Consider the following 19,063-nt stretch of genomic DNA (forward strand, 5'->3'; position numbering starts at 1 on the left):
CCATGAGCACTGAAGCCGCTGCCGCCCAGGGCGCGGATGCATCGCACAAGACCCTGAGTGAAAAGGGCCTGAAGGCAGGGTCCGTGGGGCTGGTCGGCGCGGTGGTGATCGGGGTGTCGTGCATCGCTCCCGCCTACACGCTCACCGCCGCGCTCGGTCCCACCGTGTCCGAGGTGGGCGTGCACCTGCCGGCTATTTTCCTGGTGGGGTTCATCCCCATGCTGCTCGTTGCGCTCGGGTACCGCGAACTGAACAACGCAATGCCCGACGCCGGGACCTCCTTCACGTGGGCAACGCGGGCCTTTGGCCCGTGGATCGGCTGGATGGGCGGCTGGGGGCTGATCGCCGCCACGATCATCGTGCTGTCCAACCTGGCGGCGGTGGCCGTCGACTTCTTCTATCTCATGCTCTCCCAGCTGTTCGGCAACCCCGAACTCGCGGAGCTGGCCACCAACCTGCCGCTGAACATCGCCACCACGCTGGTGTTCATCGGCCTGGCCTGCTGGATTTCCTACCGGGGCATGGAAACCACCAAGGGCGTCCAGTACGTGCTGGTGGGCTTCCAGCTGCTGGTGCTCGGCTGGTTTGCGGTGTCCGCCTTCCTCCACGTGGCCAACGGCTCGGCCTTTGACGCCACGGCGATTTCGCCCGACTGGTTCAACCCCTTCGCCGTGGATTCCTTCTCCTCCTTTGCGGCCGGCGTTTCGCTCTCGATCTTCATCTACTGGGGCTGGGACGTGACGCTCACCATGAACGAGGAAACCAGGAACCCCGAGAAGACGCCCGGGCGGGCGGCAACCGTGACCGTCGTCGTGATCATGGCCATTTACATGACGGCCGCGCTGGCCACCCTGTCCTTCGCCGGCGTGGGCGAGACGGGACTGGGCGCCGGGAATCCGGACAACCAGTCCAGCATTTTCGCCGTGCTGTCCGGGCCGGTGATGGGCCCGTTCGCCATCCTGATGTCCCTGGCCATCCTCAGCAGCTCGGCGGCGTCGCTGCAGTCCACGTTTGTGTCCCCGGCCCGGACCCTGCTGTCCATGGGTCACTACAAGGCACTGCCGCGGACCTTCGGCAAGGTCAGCCCGGCGTTCAAGTCCCCGAGTTATGCCACGATCGCTGCCGCCGTCGCCGCAGCAGCGTTCTACGTCATCACCAGGACCACGTCCGAGAACGCCCTGTGGGACACCATCACGGCGCTGGGCATGATGATCTGCTTCTACTACGGCATCACGGCCCTGGCCTGCGTCTGGTTCTTCCGGGCCTTGGCGTTCAGCAGCGCCCGTGCGTTCTTCTTCAAGTTCCTGGCACCCCTGCTGGGCGGTGTGATCCTGCTGGTCATGTTCTTCAAGACCGCTTACGACTCGATGGATCCCGAATACGGGTCCGGGTCATCCGTGGGCGGCGTGGGCATGGTGTTCATCCTGGGCATGGGCGTGATCCTGCTGGGCGTGGTGATCATGCTGGTGATGGCCAGGATCAGGCCGGAGTTCTTCAAGGGCCAGGTGCTCGGGCGAGGTCTGTAGCGGCAAGGTTACGGACATCATCAACGATTCCCACATCGGAATGTTCACCACCATCAACGAAGAGGGCGCGCTCGTCAGCCGGCCGCTCGCCGTCCAGGACGTCCAGGACGACGGCGACATGTGGTTCTTCACCGGGGAGGGAACCTCCCAGGTGGCCCACATCGGCGCGGATCCACGGGTCAACGTGTCCCTCGGGAGGAGGACGGAATGGGTGTCCGTGGCCGGAACCGGGCGAAGATCCGGGAACTGTGGAACCAGACCGTTGAAGCGTGGTTCCCGGACGGACCCGACACCCCCGAGGTGGTCCTGCTGCACGTCGATTCCGACTCCGCTGAATACTGGACGAGCCCCGGCGGCACTGCGGCCACCGTGCTGCAGTGGGTCAGGTCCAAGGTCACCCACAGCCCGATGAGCGTCGGCGAAAGCCGGACCGTGGAGCTGTAACCGCATAACCAGGGCAGGCACGCGAAGGCCGCCATCCGGATGACCCGGATGGCGGCCTTCGCTTTTTCATGTCGCTTCCTGGGGCGCTGGTTCCGAGGGGAGGGCCGCTCAGGCCGCCGGTGCCGGCTCCTTCACCTTCAGGGGTTCGATCTTGCCCATGACGAACAGATAGTTGGCGGCACCGATGAGCGAGACCGCGCCGATCACGGCGAGGGGCGCCACGAACGATCCGGTCTGGTCAACAAGGACGCCGATGAGGATCGGGGTGAAGATGCCGGCCAGGTTGGAGGCGAAGTTCTGCAGGCCGCCGATGGAGCCCACGTGCCGTGAGCTGGGTGCGACGTCGGCCGGCAGCGACCAGATTCCGGTGGCGGCAACCGTGAGGCTCGAGTACGCCACGGACAGCAGCGCGAGGGCCATCCATGCCTCGGGAACCAGTGCGGCGAACATGATGACGGAGCCGCCCGCGAGGCCGCCGGCAATGGCGGTCTTGCGGACCTTGGTGACGGATGCCCCGGCCCGGACTGCGCGGTCGGCCAGGTAGCCGCCGAGCCAGCCGCACAGCACGGCGCAGATGCCGGGGATCGCGCCGAACATGCCGAGCTTGAGGAGGTCGAAGCCGCGTTCCTTCACGAGGTAGCTCGGGAAGAAGGTGATGAAGAAGTAGATGGCGCTGTTCAGGCAGAAGAAGCCAAACATCATGCTGAGGACGGTGCGGTACTTGAACAGTGAACGCCACGGCAGCTTTGCTGCGTTTGCATCGTCGCTTCCCTCACTGCGGGCGCCGCCTTCTTCGATGTAGGCCACCTCGGCGGCATTGGCTCCCGGGTGTTCCTGCGGGCTGCGGTACACCTTCCACCACACTGCCGCCCAGATGACTCCGGCGATGCCGATGATGATGAAGACCGCGTGCCAGGAGGTGAGGGCCACGATCAGGGTGACGATGGGCAGCGCGATGACGGCGCCCACGCGCGATCCGGAGTCCCAGATGCTGGTGGCAAAGGCCCGCTCCCGGATCGGGAACCAGGTGGCCACTACCTTGGCGGCAGTGCTGGGGGCCGGGCTTTCGCCGACGCCGAGGAGGAACCTGGCGGCGAAGAGGGACCAGAAGTTCGTGGCGGCGGCGGTCACCATGGTGAAGACGGACCACCATACTGCCGCCAGCGAGAACGACCGGCGCGGTCCCACCTTGTCCACGTACCAGCCGGCAGCGAGCTGGCAAAAGTCGTAGGCCCAGAAGAAGGCGGCGAAGATGAGTCCCTGCTGCGTGGCGGTGAGCTCGAAGTCCTTGCCCATGAACGGCAGGGCGACGCTCAGGCTTGAACGGTCAAGGTAGTTGATGCTGAGCCCGATGAAGGCGAGCCAGATGATGACCCAGCGTTTCCGGGTCATCATGCGCGGTGGTGTGGGGGATGACTTGGTGGCGGTCTTACTTCCGAGCGCAGTCATGCGGTCTCCTTCGACGTGAACATGGCTTCGGGTGCCTTGGGCACCGGCGGGAGGGAAGACGCCGAAGATGTCGGCGCCAAAATCATATAGGAATCTGGTCAATCATATAGATAATGTGATCCGGATCAAGTCCTGTTCGAAAAAAGTTCCACACGCCGTTCGCGGAGCGCCGTGGCTTATGATTCCCCAAGCGACTCCAGTCAGACCAGAACCAAGAGGTAAGCACGTGCCACCACGTCAATCGTCCGATACTTCACGAGGCAAGGCCGCTGTCAGTGACGTCTATTCGTCCATGCGCGCCGCCATCCTGGAGGGCGAAATTGCGCCGGGCACGCGCATCAACATCGATGCCGTTGCGCGCAGCCTCGGCGTCTCGCAGACACCGGTGCGGGAAGCGCTGCAGCGCCTCGAGGGCGACAACCTGGTGGTCTACAGCCCCGGACGAGGCTACAGCACCACCCCACTGCTGGGCCTGGCCGAGCTGCGGTCGCTGTTTGAATTCCGGCTCCTCGTGGAGCCCTGGGCGGCGCGCTCGGCCGCCGTGGACCGGCTGGCGAATCCCGCGGCGGCCCTGGGGAAGGAGCTCGCCGGGTTCCGGGAAACCATGGCCTCCTCTGGAGACCTGCGGCAGGACCTCGTGGCCCATGACACCCGCTTCCACGACACCATCCTCGCAGCCTCGGGCAATCCGGTGGTGCGCCACGCCTTTGCCCAGACCCACTGCCATCTCCACACCTTCCGCCTGTACCCGGCCGACGTCGACGGCGCCATCACCGTGGCCGAGCATACGGCCGTCCGGGACGCGATCGAGGCGTGCCTGCCGGAGCAGGCCGAGGCCGCGATGGCGGAACACATCCGCAACTCCTTTGACCGCTTCGCCCAGGCCTTCGAGGGGCACGCGGAACTGTCGCCCTTGGAGGAGAGTGGACCGCCCCGGAAGCGGATCATCAGGTAGGCGCATCCTCAGCAACCCAGCCCCGGCCTTTGCGGCCGGGGCTTTTTTCTGCCCCGTGGTGCCCCAAAAGGCGGGATCCGGGAGGCTGGGACTTGATCTGCATCACAGGTCCTATATGATTGGTGAAATTCGTATAGGAAATCATGCAAACCCTCCAGCACGACCATGAGAGAAGAGATACATGCCTTCCATCACCTCCATCACCACCCAGGACGTCCGCTTCCCGACGTCCCTGGAACTCGACGGTTCCGACGCGGTCAATGTCGACCCCGACTACTCCGCCGCCTATGTAGTGATCCGCACCGACGCGGGCGACGAAGGCCACGGCTTTGTGTTCAGCTGCGGCCGCGGCAACGAGATCCTGACAGCCGCCATCGACGCCTACGCCCGCCTGCTCATGGGCCGGGACATCGACGAGCTGATCTACGACCTGGGCGGTGCGTCCAAGCGCCTCATCCACGATTCCCAGCTGCGCTGGCTGGGACCGGAAAAGGGCGTGACGCAGATGGCCTGCGGCGCCCTGGTCAGCGCCCTGTGGGACATCCGTGCCCGTCGCGAGAACAAGCCCCTGTGGCTCCTGCTCAGCGAAATGTCCCCCGAGGAGATCGTGGACGTGGTGGACTTCACCCACATCCGCGACGCCCTCAACCCCCAGCAGGCGCTGGACATCCTGCGCGCCGGCCTGGACGGCAAGGCCGCCCGCATTGCCGCGCTGCAGGCCGACGGCTACCCGGCCTACACCACTTCGCCGGGCTGGCTGGGATACAGCGACGAAAAGCTGGTCCGGCTGAGCAGGGAAGCGGCCGCGGACGGATTTTCCATGATCAAGCTCAAGGTGGGCGGCGACATCAATGACGACCGCCGCCGCATGGCCTTGGCTCGCCAGGCCGTGGGGGACCTCCCGATCGCCATCGATGCCAACCAGCGTTGGGAAGTGTCCGAGGCCATTGAGTGGGTCAACCAGCTCGCCGAGTTCAACCCGTACTGGATCGAAGAACCCACCAGCACCGACGACATCCTGGGTCACGCCGAGATCCGGAAGGGCATTTCGCCGGTGCGCGTGGCCACCGGCGAGGCTGTGGCCAGCCGGATCGTGTTCAAGCAGCTCCTGCAGGCCGGCGCCATCGATGTCCTCCAGCTTGACTCCACCCGCGTTGGCGGCGTCAACGAGAATATCGCCAACCTCCTGCTGGCGGCGAAGTTCGGAGTACCCGTCTGCCCGCATGCCGGCGGCGTGGGCCTCTGTGAACTGGTCCAGCATTTCTCCTTCTTCGACTTCGCCGCCGTCAGCGGCAGCCAGGAAGGCCGCATGATCGAATACGTCGACCACCTGCACGGGCACTTCGCGGAGCCCGTCCGGATCGTCAACGGACGCTACGCCGCGCCGAAGCTCCCGGGCACGGGCGCCGAAATGTTCAGCGCCGCACGCACCCGCTGGGAGTTCCCCGCCGGCGCGGGATGGCAGGAAGTGGGCAACCGGGCAGCCGTCACGGGCGCCTCGCTGGTTCCTGCGGCGGCCAGCCGATGAGCGCCGCGGACACCGCGGTCCGGACGTCCGCAGCAGCAGCGGCCACCGGAACCGGGGAGCTCAATGCGGCCGTCGAGGCTGCCCAAGCCGCCTTCGAACAGGGCCGGACGGCGGATCCCGCCACCCGGGCCGCGTGGCTTGAGGCCATCGCGGCCGGCCTGGAGCAGGACTCTGCGGCGCTCGTGGAGATCGCCGTCCGGGAGACGCACCTCGGCGCACCGCGCCTGGAAGGCGAGCTCAAACGCACCGTTTTCCAGCTCCGGCTCTTCGCCGCGGAAATCCTGCAGGGTGAGCATTTCGACGCCACGATCGACCACGCGGACCCCTCCTGGGGCATGGGACCGCGGCCGGACCTGCGCCGCTACAACGTTCCGCTCGGCGTGGTGGGGGTCTTCGGAGCCTCAAACTTCCCCTTCGCATTCAGCGTGATGGGCGGCGACAGCGCCTCGGCCATCGCCGCCGGCTGCGCCGTCGTGCACAAGGCACATGACGGGCACCGGGAGCTCGCGGTCCGCACCGCCCAAACAGTGACCGCGGCGCTCGACGCCGCCGGGGCGCCGTCGGGCCTCTTTGCCCTGGTCACCGGACGGCAGGCGGCCGAAGCGCTGGTGGACCACCCGCTGGTGAAGGCCATCGGCTTCACCGGCTCGACGGCGGGCGGCCGGGCGCTGCTCAACCGCGCCGCGGCGCGGCCGGAGCCCATTCCCTTCTTCGGGGAACTCGGCGGCATCAACGCCGTCTTCGTCACCCGGAATGCCTGGGCGGCCCGCCGCGAGGAAATCCTCACCGGCTACGCGGGCTCCTTCACCCTGGGCATGGGCCAGTTCTGCACCAAGCCGGGGCTGCTGTTCGTCCCCGCGGGCACGTCGGCGGGCACCTCGGACGCTACGCCAGCGGGGGAGAACGCGGAAGTCCGCGCCGTCCTGGGGGCCGCCCTCGCGGAGTTCAAACCGGCACAGTTGCTCAGCGAACGCCTCCACGACGGCTACACGGGCGCCGTCCGCCGCCTGCAGGACACGGCGGGCGTGGAGCTGCTGGTCGAGGGCGACTTCGCCGATGCGCCGGCGCCCAAAGTGCTGCACACCACCGCCGATGCGGTGCGGAGGGACCCCGATATCCTGCGGCAGGAGATGTTCGGCCCGGCCAGCCTGGTGGTCGAGTACGGGGACGAGTCCGAACTGGCCGGGCTGGCCGGACTCCTGGAGGGCCAGCTGACCACCACGCTCCAGGCCGAAGAGGACGACGACGTCGCCGAGCTAGCGGCCCGCCTGACCGACATCAGCGGCCGGGTCCTCTGGAACGGCTGGCCCACCGGAGTCACGGTCAGCTACGCCCAGCATCACGGCGGCCCCTACCCCGCGACGACGTCCGCCACGACGTCCGTGGGGACGGCCGCCATCCGCCGCTTCCTCCGCCCGGTGGCGTACCAGTCGTTCCCCGCCGCCCGCCTGCCGGAACCTCTCCGGGACGGCAATCCGTGGAACGTCCCGCAAAGGGTCGACGGCGTCTGGCGCCGGCCGTCGTCGGGGCGCCCGCAGGAAGCTATCAACCAGGAGGATCAGCTGTGAGCAGTGTGCCGGGCCTGGCAGCGTCGGTCCTGCCGGAGGATGCGGGGCAGGCCCTGCTCGTGGGCCGGGTCTGGGACGTCGAGACGGGCGGGCCCCGGGTGGTGGCGGTCGGCGGCACCGAGGTCTTTGATCTGCACCGCGTGGCCGGCACCGTTTCGGAACTGCTCGAGCTGCCGGACCCGGCGGGCGCGGTCCGCGCCGCGCTGCTGGACCCGGACCTGGCCGAACCGCGCTGGGTGACCTCCGACGTCGTCACCGCATCGCTGGAAGGGGACACCAACCGCCCGCACCTGCTGGCGCCGGTTGACCTGCAGGTCATCAAGGCCTGCGGCGTGACGTTCGTGGACAGCATGATCGAGCGCGTGATCGAGGAACGCTGCGCCGGAGATGCCGGGCGTGCGGCGGAGATGCGCGAACTGGTGGGCAAGGCCCTGGGCGGGAGCATCGGTGCCGTGCGCCCCGGGTCGGCGGAGGCGGCAGAGGCCAAGCTGGTCCTGATCGCGGAGGGGCTGTGGTCGCAGTACCTGGAGGTGGGCATCGGCCCGGACCCCGAGGTATTCACCAAGGCGCCGGTGCTGTCCTCCGTGGGGCTCGGCGCGGGCATCGGAATCCCGGCCTTCTCGTCCTGGAACAACCCGGAACCGGAGCTCGTGCTGATTGCCACCTCCCGGGGTGAGGTGGTGGGCGCGACGCTCGGCAACGACGTCAACCTGCGGGACGTTGAAGGCCGCAGTGCCCTGCTGCTGGGCAAGGCGAAGGACAACAACGCGTCCAGCGCCCTGGGGCCGCTGATCCGGCTGTTCGACGGTGCGTTCACCCTGGACACCCTGCGCGAGGAGGAGATCCTGCTGGGGGTGGAGGGTCCGGACGGCTACCGGCTCGAGGGCCGCAACACCGTGGCCCGGATCAGCCGGCCCTTCGAGGAGCTGGTGGCGGCCACCCACGGCAAGCACCATCAATATCCGGACGGCTTCGCCCTGTTCACCGGAACACTGTTCGCGCCGACCCAGGACCGGGACGAACCCGGGCAGGGCTTCACGCACAAGCACGGCGACCTGGTCACCATCCGCAGCCGGCACCTCGGTGCCCTGATCAACCGCGTAGGCGCGTCGGAGGAACTGCCCGAGTGGACCTTCGGCCTGCGGCAGCTGTTCGGCTACCTGGCGGCCCAGCGGCTCGTGCCGTCTGGGGGTGCCGGCCGGGGCTAGTGTTTGGGCCGATATCCGTGATCCGGCACGCCGTTGGGGGCGTGCCGGATCACTTCATGCTTTCCTAGGCCTTGCGCGATGCCGCGGCGGCACCCAGGGAGGCCAGGCCCTTTTCGAAGTCTCCGCCCACCATCTTGTCCATGTTCATGAACAGGCCGAACACCTTGCCGATACCCTTGTGCTCGCCGGTCATGGTCCAGGTGACGCGGGTGCCGGTGCCTTCGGGAACGAAGGTAAAGGTGGTCGGGTTGATTGCCGGGAACGGTTTGGTGAATTCCAGCCGGATGCTGACGTTCTCCGGTTCCTGCGATCCGACGATCTCCATGTTGCCTGCGCCGGCCTTGCGGTTTCCGTTCCAGGCGTACTTCGCGCCCACGCCTGATTCCGGGCCCGAGTAGGTGCGGTTCAGTGCGGGGTCCACGGCTTCCCATGGCGACCATTTGGTCCATTCACGGAAATTGTTGACCAGCGGGAAAACGTCCTTGGCGGGGGCGGGGATGAGGGCGCTGCGGGTGACCGAATAGGTTGACATGGGCCCATCCTATGGCCGGTTACCGGCCCGCGGGAGGAGGTCTGGCCGCGCCGTTGTCCGGCATTTACAATCGGGGTGGGCGAACCTGGAAATAGTTACACCGGTTCTGCCCGACGGGGGGACGTCACCATATTGGAGCGTTGCCGAGACGAAGGATGCGGACCATGCCGGATATCCACGGAATGATCAGTTCACTGCTGCCGGAAGACCTTGCCTTGCTGCAGGAACGCGGGCCGGATTTCCCGTTGGACAAGGACCTGATCGATGCCATTGACCGCGCCGCCGGCGGGCCCGGAGAAGGCAGGGGCTATTACGTCGTGCGCGGCAGCCTGCAACCGCTGGAACACCGGAGTTACTTCCTTCGGGAGGACGTGGCCGCCGCCTTGTTCGCTCCTTCGACGCTCGAAGACGCAGCCGGCACGTAGAGTGCGTCGCCCCCTGCATACCCAGTGGTCAAGACTGGCAATTCTTGGCTCAGCTGTGGCGTTGGTAACGGCGGTCAGTGGGTGTTCATCCTCGCCCCTCCGAATCGTCACATCTGACATACCCCAGCTGAGCGGTATGGAAGCGCTGCACCGGGGCACGTTGGCAGCCGACGAAAACGGCTGCGTTCACTCGAAGACGGCCGGAGATTCCGTGACTACCCCTGTATGGCCCCAGGGGTACACCGTCAAAGGCGATTCGAAGTCCTTCGAAATCCTCGACGCCGGCAAGAACGTTGTGGCGGGTTCGGGAGTGCCCCTGGCCATAGGCGGGGGCGGTGCTGGCTCGTTCAAGGACACGTGGACCGAACGCGACTGCGCCAAGGGCACACTTTGGATGGTCGGCCAGATCGGACCGGGCTGACAGCCCGGTCTGGCCGGACCGAAAGCGTCCGGCAGATTCCGTCACCGGCATCAGGCAGGTTCAGGGTTGCGGAGCGGCCTCGGCGCCGCGGGGCTGCTCCTGCGATGAATGCCCTCCGCCGAGCGGGACCCCTGCTGCAGTTTCGGCACGGCCCAGGGCGAGTTCAAGCCTGGCAACGGCCGGCGCGTATCCGGGGTCAGTCGAGGCTTTCAACAGCTCCGCCTCCCGCATCGCCTTCACGAACGCGGAGGTTTCCGGCCTGGCCACGTCCGCCATGTCCGGGTAGCCGATGGCCAGCGCGGGATCCAGCTCGTAGCGCCGCCATCGGCTTAGGACGGCATTGTGGACCTCGACGGCGGCCTCGCGCCGCGGGATGTCCAGGCGCCGCTGGCGCCGGGCGCCATACCAGTCCAGGATCCGCGGGCTGCCGCGGTAGGCGGCAACGCCGCTCGCGGCGGCGACCGCCGCCAGCGCCAGTCCGGCTAGCGGAGACGCCACCGCGGGAATGAGGAGCGCCGGGACGATCACGGCCGCGCCGCCGAAGAGGTCCCAGAACAGCGGGTCTGAACCATCGGCGTCGGGCTTCCCGGCATGATGCCGGACGGCGACAACCGTGCAGGCCACGGCGGTCATCAGCACCGCGGCCCAGATGAGAAGCTGCAGCGGCCCCAGCGGGACCGCTTCGGATACGGCGGGCACCACAGCACCTCCAAGCGACGGGCCCTGCCCGGTAATTCGGGCTGCTTCAATTCCAGCCCCTGCGGCCGCACAGGTCAAGCAGTCCGCTACGCCAGCGGTGAGCTACGCCCGCACACTGCACCGCCCACCAGCGCGCGACGACAATGTTGCGCGGAGAAGGCCAGACTCCTCAAGCACTGGCCGGCGCACCGTGTGCAGTGTCAGGATTGAAGCCACGACACACACGTAGGCCAGAGGAGGCTCGTGGATGACTGACGAGACGACAGCCGCACCTGAAACCGGATACGCGTCGGTCAATGGGCTCCAGATGTACTACGAGTTGCACGGCGACGGTGACGGCGGCACCCCGCTGTTGCTCCTGCACGGCGGGCTCTTCGACATCGAGCAGCAGTTCGGCGCGCTGATCCCGAGCCTGTCGGCCGGGCGCCGGGTGATCGCCACGGACTTCCAAGGGCACGGACACCAACGACACCGATCGGCCGCTGGGCACTCCCGACCTGGCATCCGATGTCATCGGGCTTCTCGAGCACCTCGGTGTCCACAACGTCGACGTGTTCGGGTTCAGCGTCGGCGGTGCGGTCGCGCTGGACCTGGCGATCCGCCACCCAGAACTCGTGCGCAAGCTCATCGTTTCGTCGGTGTCGTTCCGGCCAGAGGGCGACCGTGGCGGCAACGCCGAGGCGGTCGCGGAGATGACGGTGGATATGATCGCGCGAACCCCGATGGAGGAACGCTACCTCGCCGTGTCGCCGCATCCTGATCGCGAGCACCTGCAGGGCCTGCTCGACAAGCTCGCACGCTACGGCGAGGGCGAGACCGGATGGAGCGACGACGAGATCCGCGGAATCGCCGCCCCGACGCTTTTCACGGTCGGCGACTGCGACATGGTCAAGCTCGACCACGCGGTGAAGTTCCTCCAACTGCGCGGGGGAGACGTGAACGGCGACTTCGAGGGTGTGCCCGCGTCACAGCTCGCGGTGTTCCCCGGCACGACACATTTCTTTGGCCTCGCGCGGACCGAGCTCGTGCGCGACGTCGTGATCACGTTCCTCGATGCACCCGAGCCCACCGTCTGGGCCGACGTTTAGCGCTTCCGCTCAGCAGTCAGCGTCTTTTGGAGTGTGGCTGGAGCGTTGTCTGCGCAGTTGCGGCCAGGTGCCTGTTCAGTTGCCCAGTAGACGGCGTTCATAGGCGAAGGCAACTAGCTGGAGCCGGGTGCGGAGTTCCAGCTTGTCCAGCACACTGCGCAGATGAGTTTTGACAGTGGCTTCGGAGACGAACAGGCTCTCCGCCATTTCGCCGTTGCTCAAGCCCTTGGCCGCGAGAAGAAATACGTCCCGCTCTCGCACGGAGAGAACGTCGAGGACGGACAAGTCCGGCCCCCTGGCGGGAGCGCTGCGGGCGGCATGTTCAAAGAGTGAGTGGATGGATCCTGGCGCGACGACGGAGTATCCGGAGTGAACGGTGCGGATGGCGGCCAGCAGGAATTCCGGTTCCGCGCTCTTGAGCAGATAACCGCTGGCCCCGGCCTGGACCGCCTGCACCACGGCCTGATCCCGGTTGAATGTGGTCAGTGCGATGATTCTGGGCTTGTCCGTGTCGGCTGCCTCGGCCTGCTGCACGATCCTCCGGGTGGCTTCGACGCCGTCAACGACAGGCATTCGCAGGTCCATCAGCATGACGTCTGGGCGCCGGTAGGCGGCCAGAGTTACGGCCTGCTCCCCGTCGCCTGCCTCGCCCGAGAGCTCCATGTCCTCTTGACTCTCTATGAGCATGCGGATGCCCGCACGGAACAGGGGCTGGTCATCCACTAAGGCAACGGTGACGCGTGCGCCGGCATCAGCCACGGTCGATCGCTTCCGGTCCAGCCGCTGTCTGCCGCGCGAGGCCTGATCCGGCCGGCACTGTCTGGGCTTCAGCGCCGGCAATCTCGGTGAGGGAGCCCTCCGCATCGGCGCGGGATGTATCGTTGCCAGGGCGGGTTTCCCGGGTTCCGTAGGGGATGAAGACCGTCACCCGGAAGTGCTCGCCGTCCGGTCCGGCCGTCAGCCAGCCTCCGGCGAGGTGGGCGCGTTCGCGCATGCCGGGAAGTCCGCGCCCGACCCGGGGCAGGACTGGATCATCGGCGGTTTCGTGATCGATGGGTGCTATTTCCGAGGCGACGTGCAGGGTGAGGCCGGGCCCGGTCCAGTCGAAGTGGAGCCGCACATCCGTGCCGCGGCCGCCGTGTTTGAGGGCATTGGTCAGGCATTCCTGGACGATCCGGAAAACCGCCACCTGCTGGCCCGTCGAGAGCTCCACGGGAGTCCCGGACTCGCTGGAGTGGATGTTCAAACTGCCGCGCTGCATGCCTTCGATCAACGGCTTGACATCGCTCAGCCGGGGCTGGGGCGTCACCATGCCGTCATCACGGACTCCCTCGATCACGCGTTGAGCATCCACGAGTGCGCTGCGAGCTGACCGGGCGATGGTGTCCAGTGCGTTAAGGACGGCCGCGGGCTGGCCCTTGCTGAGGTAGCGGGTTCCGTCTGCCTGCGCCGCGATGACAGCCAGGGAATGGGCGAGGACGTCGTGGAGATCCCTGGCGATGCGTGTCCGCTCCTGCTCCACGATCAGGTCGATCTCGGTTTCCTTCAGGCTGCTCTGGGCCTGTTCCCGGGCCCGGAACAGACTGCCCCGTTCCTGATATAGGGCGAGTAGAAGTCCGACGGCGGCGCAGGCCCCGGCGATCACTAAGAGGAGCGCGAACAACTGCCAGCCATACGTCGTGAACGTCAGCCTGTCACCGTAATGCAGGGGAATGAACCAGCCGACGCCGCCGCCGTATCTCCACGAGAGCATTAGAACGGTCATCACGGCCACGAACGCCAAATTGGCGCCGGCAGCGATGTAACGCATCTTGGGTGGGGCCGTCCACAGGATGAAGCCCAGAGCGACGAATGAGCCTACGTAGATGGCCCAGTGATTGGAAGCCATTGCCGGGATGGAATAGCTCAACTGCCCGGCGAGCAGTGCGGCCGTGAACCCCAGGGACACCAGCGGTTTCCACGAGGCGGTGGCAACAGCCAATGTCATCAGGGCCAGTGGCCAGTTCCCTGACCATGTCAGCCAGGACCCTCCCATGCGGCCGGCCTCAGCGACACACCAGAGGGAGAAGAAGATGACGGCCGCCACGGGGGCGCCCCAATGCCGTGCAATTTTCAGAACTGATTCCATGCCTGTCACCATATCCGCGGCTGTCACCCCCTCTCTCCGATTCGCCGCAATCTCAACCTGAAAGCCAGATGATTCATTCTTGGAGCCAGTTTTTGGGTCCAGCTACCCGGACAAATGATCCAACTGACGATGATCGCCGCAACAACAAGGACCAACAGCAGCGCGGCAGTGAGGATGAAACGAGGTTTCATATCGCGAAGCTTAGGCCAGTCTGCAGGGGTGAAGACCCAGCTGAGTTACCTGAATGGACGTTTCCCTTTGGCGAACCATGGAAATCACGGTGGTGCCATCCCAGTTTCGGAACCACTCAGGCGAAAGTTACTTGCTCTCCGAGAATTGGTGAATGCACTAGGCGTTGATCGCTCCGTGGGCTGCCGCTGGAAGCCGTCGGCAGTCAACGCGAGCTCTTGTTGGGGGTGTCAGCCGGCGGTATGCTCCGCATACATTTCTCGGGCAACAGGCATGCGTGGTCATTACACGAGGGGACTGACTGAACATGAGTCGCCGCTACCGCTCCCCGGAGACGGTCAGGCGCAACAGGCGCACTGTCAGAGCAATCGGCGGAATGATCGTGCTCATGGCTGTGCTTGTCGGCTGTGGCCCTGTCGGAGGCACTCAACCACCCGTGTCAACTGCCAATAAGGCGACGTCAACTACCGCAACCATGCCTCCGACTGCACCAGCGGGAGTTGGCGATACGAACGGAACCGATTGCATCACCCGTGACGAGTCAGGCCAACAAGTATGGTTTGGCCAGGCGAATCCTAGCGTGACCGCCTTGGGAAATGAGCTTCAGGCCATCGTCGATGAGCACAACGACCAGACAACGGGAGTTGCGCTGTGCTCGCATTACGAAGGAGCAGCGATCTATGTTGTGTCGCCGAGTGATGATGTGCGGCAAAGCATCGCAGGAGTAGCTTCGAAATTTCCCGATCTGCAAGTGATCACCCGTACAACCACAGCTTCTATTTCCCAGTTGTTCGCCGCAGGTACCAAGGTGCTCAAGAGCCCAGACATACAGGGCCTCGTTATGGGTGTCAGCCCAGACATGCACTCCGGCGGACTGCACATCACCGTCGCCCGGGACAAATGGCCATTATCGGCGAATGAAAAACGCCGCATCGACGATGCCGTGGAAGCCATAAATGGTTCACGTCTGCCTCTCACCTACGAGCAGGGAGGGACAGCGGTATTGGATTAAAGATGCGCTTTCGCCCATCGGGCCGGGGCTCTGGGCTATTGGTCAAGTCGGCAATAGCCGCCGGTGTGTACGGTTTGCAGCCGGCGCCGCGCGGCGTAGCGTTGGCCGCATGCGACTCAAAATGTGCAGCATCCATGTCCAGGACCCGGCCGCGGCCCACTCCTTCTATACAGGGACCCTCGGCTTCGAAACGCTCATGGCCATGCCTGAGCACAACCTGTTCATCGTGAAGGATCCCGGTTCCGATGCCGGCAACGTGGGGCTCCTTCTCGAGCCGAGTGACAACCCGATCGCGGCGGCGTACATGAACGGACTTCACGACGCCGGCCTCCCGGCCATCGTGTTCGGCGTTCCTGACGTGCGGGCCGAGCACCAGCGGCTCACCGCGGCCGGCGTCCGATTCCAAGGCGAACCGTCCGAGAATCCGTACGGGATCACGGCCGTGTTCGACGACGGCTGCGGCAACTTCGTCCAGCTGCACCAGGACTGACGCCCGCTGTATTTGACGCCGGAGCGGGCCGGGAAGGGGACTGAATGGACGCCGTTGATGCCCTGAACGAGATCGCGTTCTGGCTAGAGCGCGGGGCCGCGCCAACCTTCAAGGTCCAGGCCTTCCGGAAAGCGGCCGGCATCATCGGCGACCTGGACCCGGACGAAATTGCGGAACGGGCCCGGGACGGCCGGCTGAAGCGGACGAAGGGGATCGGGGACACCACGTTCCAGGTCATCCGGCAGGCGGTGGACGGCGCCGTGCCGGACTACTTGGAGAAGCTGAGGCAGAGCGGCGCGGCACCGCTTGCCGCCGGCGGCAACGGGCTGCGCCCGCTGCTTCGGGGCGATCTGCACAGCCACAGCGACTGGTCCGACGGCGGATCGCCGATTGAGCGGATGGCCGACGCCGCCCGGCTCCTGGGCCGCGATTACCTTGCCCTGACGGACCATTCCCCCAACCTCAAAATTGCGAACGGGCTGAGCGCCGAGCGGCTCAGCGAACAGCTCGACGTCGTGGCCCGGGTGAATGCCGACGGCGCCGGAGGCTTCACGCTGCTGAGCGGCATCGAGGTGGACATCCTGGAGAACGGCGAGCTGGATCAGACACCCGAGATGCTGGACAGGCTGGACGTGGTGGTGGCCAGCGTGCACTCCAAGCTCCGCTCGGACCGCCGCACCATGACGGACAGGATGCTCGCCGGCATCACCGATCCGCACACGAATGTGCTGGGCCACTGCACGGGCCGCCTGCTGCAGGGATCGCGGGGCACCCGTCCCGAGTCTGAATTCGACGCCGGACGGGTGTTCGCGGCGTGCGCGGAAGCCGGGGTCGCCGTCGAGATCAATTCCCGGCCCGAGCGGCAGGATCCGCCGGACAACCTCATGCAGCTGGCGCTCGACGCCGGCTGCCTGTTCAGTATCGACAGTGACGCGCACGCCCCCGGCCAGCTCGACTTCCTGCAATACGGGGCGGAGCGCGCGGAACTGAATGGAGTCCCGGCGGAACGGATCATCACCACCTGGCCCCTGGAACGGCTGCTGGGCTGGCTGAAATCCGGGCGCTGAGAGGGCGGAACCGTGCTGGGACGGGGCCGGAACTGCACTTGGTAAGCATGGTGACTATTAGGTTGCAGAGTGGTAAACCTTAACTGTTCCGCTGAGGAAACCCGGCGGGCCCGTTTCCTGAAGCGAGGTGCACCATGTCTTCCATGAACCCTGCGAACCAATTGGACGAGCTGGGCCAAAGAACTCTGCGGAGAGTGCGCGGACGCCTCATGCCGCTCATCGTCCTGCTCTACTTCGTCGCCTATCTCGACCGCAACAATGTGGGCTTCGCGAAGCTGACCATGAGCGAGGACATCGGGCTTAGCGCCTCGGCGTATGGCCTCGGCGCAGGCATCTTTTTCCTCGGCTACGCGTTGCTGGAAATTCCCAGCAACGGCGGCATGTACAAGTTCGGCGCCCGTAAGTGGATTGCCCGAATCCTGATCTCCTGGGGCATCTTCGCCACGGCGATGGCCCTGGTGAACGGCGAGACCACCTTCTACATCATCCGCTTCCTGCTGGGCGCGGCGGAGGCCGGATTCTTCCCCGCCATCCTCTTCTACCTGACGCTGTGGTTCCCGGCACGGCAGCGCGTCACGGTGCTGGGCATCTTCATCCTGGCCCAGCCGATCTCGAACGCCCTCGGCGCCCCGGTGTCCGGCCTGCTTCTCCAGATGGAGGGCATTATGGGCCTCCACGGCTGGCAGTGGCTCTACATTATTGAGGGCATCCCCGCGATTATCCTCGGTTTGCTCACCCCGATCCTCATGACGGACCGGCCAAGCCACGCGCACTGGCTGGCTACGGATGAACGGGAGTGGCTGACCAAGACCATGGACGAAGAACTGGCCCACAAGCAGAAGGGCCAGCCGCACCACTTCCTGGCCGGCCTGAAGGACCCACGGACCGTTGCTTACTCGGCGCTGTACTTCGGACTGGTCTGCGGCATCTACGGCCTGGGCCTGTGGATGCCGACCATCGTTGCCGCCCTGGGCAAGTTCAGCACCACGGAAGTTGGCTTCATCGTGGCGATCCCGTACACGATCGCCGCCGTCTTCGTCTACTTCTGGGGCAGGCGGTCCGACCGCACCGGCAACCGCGTCCTGCACGCCAGCATCAGCATGGTCATGGCCGCCATCGGCCTTGTGGCAGCCGGAAACCTCGTTCAGGTCAATGCAGTCCTGGCCCTGATCGCCCTGACTCTCGCGGCGATGGGCATCTACTCGGCCATTGCGCCGTTCCTGGCGATGCCTTCCACCGCCCTGGTGGGTGCAGCGGCCGCAGCCGGCCTTGCCATGGTTAACTCGCTGGGCAACCTGGGCGGCTTCGTCGCACCCTACGCAGTGGGGCTGCTCAACGACGCCACGGGCGACAACCGTTCTGGCCTCATGTTCCTCTCCGCCGTCCTGGCCATCACGGCAGTGGCCACCTATCTCTACGCGCGCAAGCGTCCTGAGGGCCATGTGAAGCCGGGTACGCCGTCCACGGTCGGCGAGGAAGCAGTTGCTGCCGACGAGTTCGATATCAAGAACTGACATCCAGGCGACGAGGGGCTGAGGAACATGACTCATCACGAAACGTTCCCGGCCGAGCGGACCGCGGTGCTGACCGGCGCCGCGTCTCCGCGAGGCATTGGCCGCGCCACGGCGGAAATGCTGGCCAGCCAGGGGTGGTCGGTCGGTATTTTGGACATCGACGGCGATGCGGCGCGGAGGGCTGCGGAGGAAATCACATCCGTCTATGGCGTCAAGGCCCTCGGCGTGGGCGCTGACGTCTCCGACCAGGCCAACGTAAACGCGGCCATCGACGAGGTCGAGTCGACACTGCCTCCGATAGTGGGCCTGGCCAACCTGGCCGGCATCAGTTCCCCCACGGAGTTCATGGACGAGACGCTCGATGCGTGGGAGCGGGTGTTCAAAATCAACATGACCGGCACGTTCCTCGTCACCCAACGTGTGCTCAGGGGGATGATCGAACGCAAGCTCGGCAGGATCGTCAGTGTCTCCTCGATTTCGGCGCAGCGCGGTGGCGGCACCTACTCCAAGGTGGCCTACAGCGCCTCGAAGGCCGCCATCATCGGGTTCACGCGCGCCCTGGCCCGGGAAATGGGCCAGCACGGCATCACCGTCAACTGCATCGCCCCCGGTCCCGTGGACACGGACATCATGGGAGGGACCCTGACGGAAGAACGCAAGGCCGCGATGTCGGCTGACATCCTGGTGGGCAGGGTCGGCACGGTCCGCGACATCGCAGCGCTCATGGTGTTCCTGATGGGCGAGGACGCCGGCTACATCACGGCCTCGACGTACGACATCAACGGCGGGCTGCAGATTTCCTGAAGGTGCCGCTTTCCTG

At 65.9% G+C, this 19,063-nt stretch carries 18 protein-coding genes and 1 pseudogene; 14 read left to right on the forward strand and 5 right to left on the reverse strand.

The window, feature by feature from the left end; all coding sequences use genetic code 11:
• Positions 1-2 precede the first annotated feature (2 nt).
• Both J7I89_RS03535 and J7I89_RS03540 read left to right on the forward strand, forming a co-directional pair.
• Complete coding sequence (locus J7I89_RS03535; RefSeq protein ID WP_214967323.1) at positions 3-1,526, forward strand: APC family permease; 1,524 nt, start codon at positions 3-5, stop codon at positions 1,524-1,526.
• Between the two features lie 40 nt (positions 1,527-1,566).
• Positions 1,567-1,970 (forward strand): annotated as a pseudogene (locus tag J7I89_RS03540) (pyridoxamine 5'-phosphate oxidase family protein).
• A gap of 108 nt (positions 1,971-2,078) precedes the next feature.
• On the opposite strand, the gene J7I89_RS03545 reads toward J7I89_RS03540, so the two are convergent.
• Complete coding sequence (locus J7I89_RS03545; RefSeq protein ID WP_214967324.1) at positions 2,079-3,419, reverse strand: MFS transporter; 1,341 nt, start codon at positions 3,417-3,419, stop codon at positions 2,079-2,081.
• Positions 3,420-3,645: 226 nt separating this feature from the next.
• Here J7I89_RS03545 and J7I89_RS03550 point away from each other — a divergent pair, with 226 nt between their 5' ends.
• The 4 genes from J7I89_RS03550 to J7I89_RS03565 all read left to right on the forward strand — a co-directional run bounded on the left by J7I89_RS03550 (position 3,646) and on the right by J7I89_RS03565 (position 8,678).
• Positions 3,646-4,374, forward strand: coding sequence for a GntR family transcriptional regulator (locus tag J7I89_RS03550; protein WP_214967327.1), 729 nt, complete (start codon positions 3,646-3,648; stop codon positions 4,372-4,374).
• A 181-nt stretch (positions 4,375-4,555) separates the two neighbouring features.
• Positions 4,556-5,902 (forward strand): L-fuconate dehydratase, encoded by a 1,347-nt coding sequence (locus J7I89_RS03555; protein WP_214967329.1) that lies wholly within the window; start codon positions 4,556-4,558, stop codon positions 5,900-5,902.
• Entirely contained in the window at positions 5,899-7,470 is a 1,572-nt protein-coding gene (locus J7I89_RS03560) for an aldehyde dehydrogenase (NADP(+)) (protein ID WP_214967331.1), read from the forward strand. Before J7I89_RS03555 ends, J7I89_RS03560 begins: the two co-directional genes overlap by 4 nt.
• Positions 7,467-8,678 (forward strand): fumarylacetoacetate hydrolase family protein, encoded by a 1,212-nt coding sequence (locus tag J7I89_RS03565; protein ID WP_214967333.1) that lies wholly within the window; start codon positions 7,467-7,469, stop codon positions 8,676-8,678. Before J7I89_RS03560 ends, J7I89_RS03565 begins: the two co-directional genes overlap by 4 nt.
• Before the next feature lie 64 nt (positions 8,679-8,742).
• Here the strand turns inward: J7I89_RS03565 and J7I89_RS03570 are convergent, their stop codons facing one another.
• Positions 8,743-9,210 carry an SRPBCC family protein gene (locus J7I89_RS03570; protein ID WP_214967335.1) on the reverse strand — a complete coding sequence of 156 codons (468 nt, stop codon included), beginning with the start codon at positions 9,208-9,210 and terminating at the stop codon, positions 8,743-8,745.
• Between the two features lie 164 nt (positions 9,211-9,374).
• On the opposite strand from J7I89_RS03570, the gene J7I89_RS03575 reads away from it, so the two are divergent.
• The gene (locus J7I89_RS03575; RefSeq protein ID WP_214967336.1) at positions 9,375-9,635 is read left to right on the forward strand and encodes a hypothetical protein; all 261 of its coding nucleotides are present in this window, start codon (positions 9,375-9,377) and stop codon (positions 9,633-9,635) included.
• Positions 9,636-9,846: 211 nt separating this feature from the next.
• Positions 9,847-10,056: a hypothetical protein gene (locus J7I89_RS03580; protein ID WP_214967338.1), complete on the forward strand. Its 210-nt coding sequence runs from the start codon at positions 9,847-9,849 to the stop codon at positions 10,054-10,056.
• A 60-nt stretch (positions 10,057-10,116) separates the two neighbouring features.
• On the opposite strand, the gene J7I89_RS03585 is transcribed toward J7I89_RS03580, so the two are convergent.
• Positions 10,117-10,755, reverse strand: coding sequence for a hypothetical protein (locus tag J7I89_RS03585; protein ID WP_308159792.1), 639 nt, complete (start codon positions 10,753-10,755; stop codon positions 10,117-10,119).
• 512 nt (positions 10,756-11,267) lie between these two features.
• On the opposite strand from J7I89_RS03585, the gene J7I89_RS03590 reads away from it, so the two are divergent.
• Positions 11,268-11,843, forward strand: coding sequence for an alpha/beta hydrolase (locus J7I89_RS03590; protein ID WP_308159800.1), 576 nt, complete (start codon positions 11,268-11,270; stop codon positions 11,841-11,843).
• 75 nt (positions 11,844-11,918) lie between these two features.
• Here J7I89_RS03590 and J7I89_RS03595 read toward each other — a convergent pair whose 3' ends face one another.
• On the reverse strand, positions 11,919-12,602 hold the full coding sequence (locus tag J7I89_RS03595) for a response regulator transcription factor (protein WP_308159793.1): 684 nt from the start codon (positions 12,600-12,602) through the stop codon (positions 11,919-11,921).
• Complete coding sequence (locus J7I89_RS03600; RefSeq protein WP_214967344.1) at positions 12,595-13,971, reverse strand: sensor histidine kinase; 1,377 nt, start codon at positions 13,969-13,971, stop codon at positions 12,595-12,597. Before J7I89_RS03600 ends, J7I89_RS03595 begins: the two co-directional genes overlap by 8 nt.
• A 769-nt stretch (positions 13,972-14,740) precedes the next feature.
• On the opposite strand from J7I89_RS03600, the gene J7I89_RS03605 reads away from it, so the two are divergent.
• The 5 genes from J7I89_RS03605 to J7I89_RS03625 all read left to right on the forward strand — a co-directional run bounded on the left by J7I89_RS03605 (position 14,741) and on the right by J7I89_RS03625 (position 19,047).
• Entirely contained in the window at positions 14,741-15,172 is a 432-nt protein-coding gene (locus J7I89_RS03605) for a hypothetical protein (protein ID WP_214967346.1), read from the forward strand.
• A 109-nt stretch (positions 15,173-15,281) separates the two neighbouring features.
• Complete coding sequence (locus tag J7I89_RS03610; protein ID WP_214967348.1) at positions 15,282-15,662, forward strand: VOC family protein; 381 nt, start codon at positions 15,282-15,284, stop codon at positions 15,660-15,662.
• Positions 15,663-15,706: 44 nt separating this feature from the next.
• A complete protein-coding gene (locus tag J7I89_RS03615) occupies positions 15,707-16,729 on the forward strand; it encodes a PHP domain-containing protein (protein WP_214967350.1) in 1,023 nt (340 codons plus the stop codon).
• A gap of 134 nt (positions 16,730-16,863) precedes the next feature.
• A complete protein-coding gene (locus J7I89_RS03620) occupies positions 16,864-18,243 on the forward strand; it encodes an MFS transporter (RefSeq protein ID WP_214967352.1) in 1,380 nt (459 codons plus the stop codon).
• A 27-nt stretch (positions 18,244-18,270) separates the two neighbouring features.
• Positions 18,271-19,047, forward strand: coding sequence for an SDR family NAD(P)-dependent oxidoreductase (locus tag J7I89_RS03625; RefSeq protein ID WP_214967354.1), 777 nt, complete (start codon positions 18,271-18,273; stop codon positions 19,045-19,047).
• Positions 19,048-19,063 lie beyond the last annotated feature (16 nt).

Origin of the sequence: Arthrobacter sp. ISL-5 (assembly GCF_018613835.1) — a bacterium.
GTDB lineage: Bacteria > Actinomycetota > Actinomycetes > Actinomycetales > Micrococcaceae > Arthrobacter.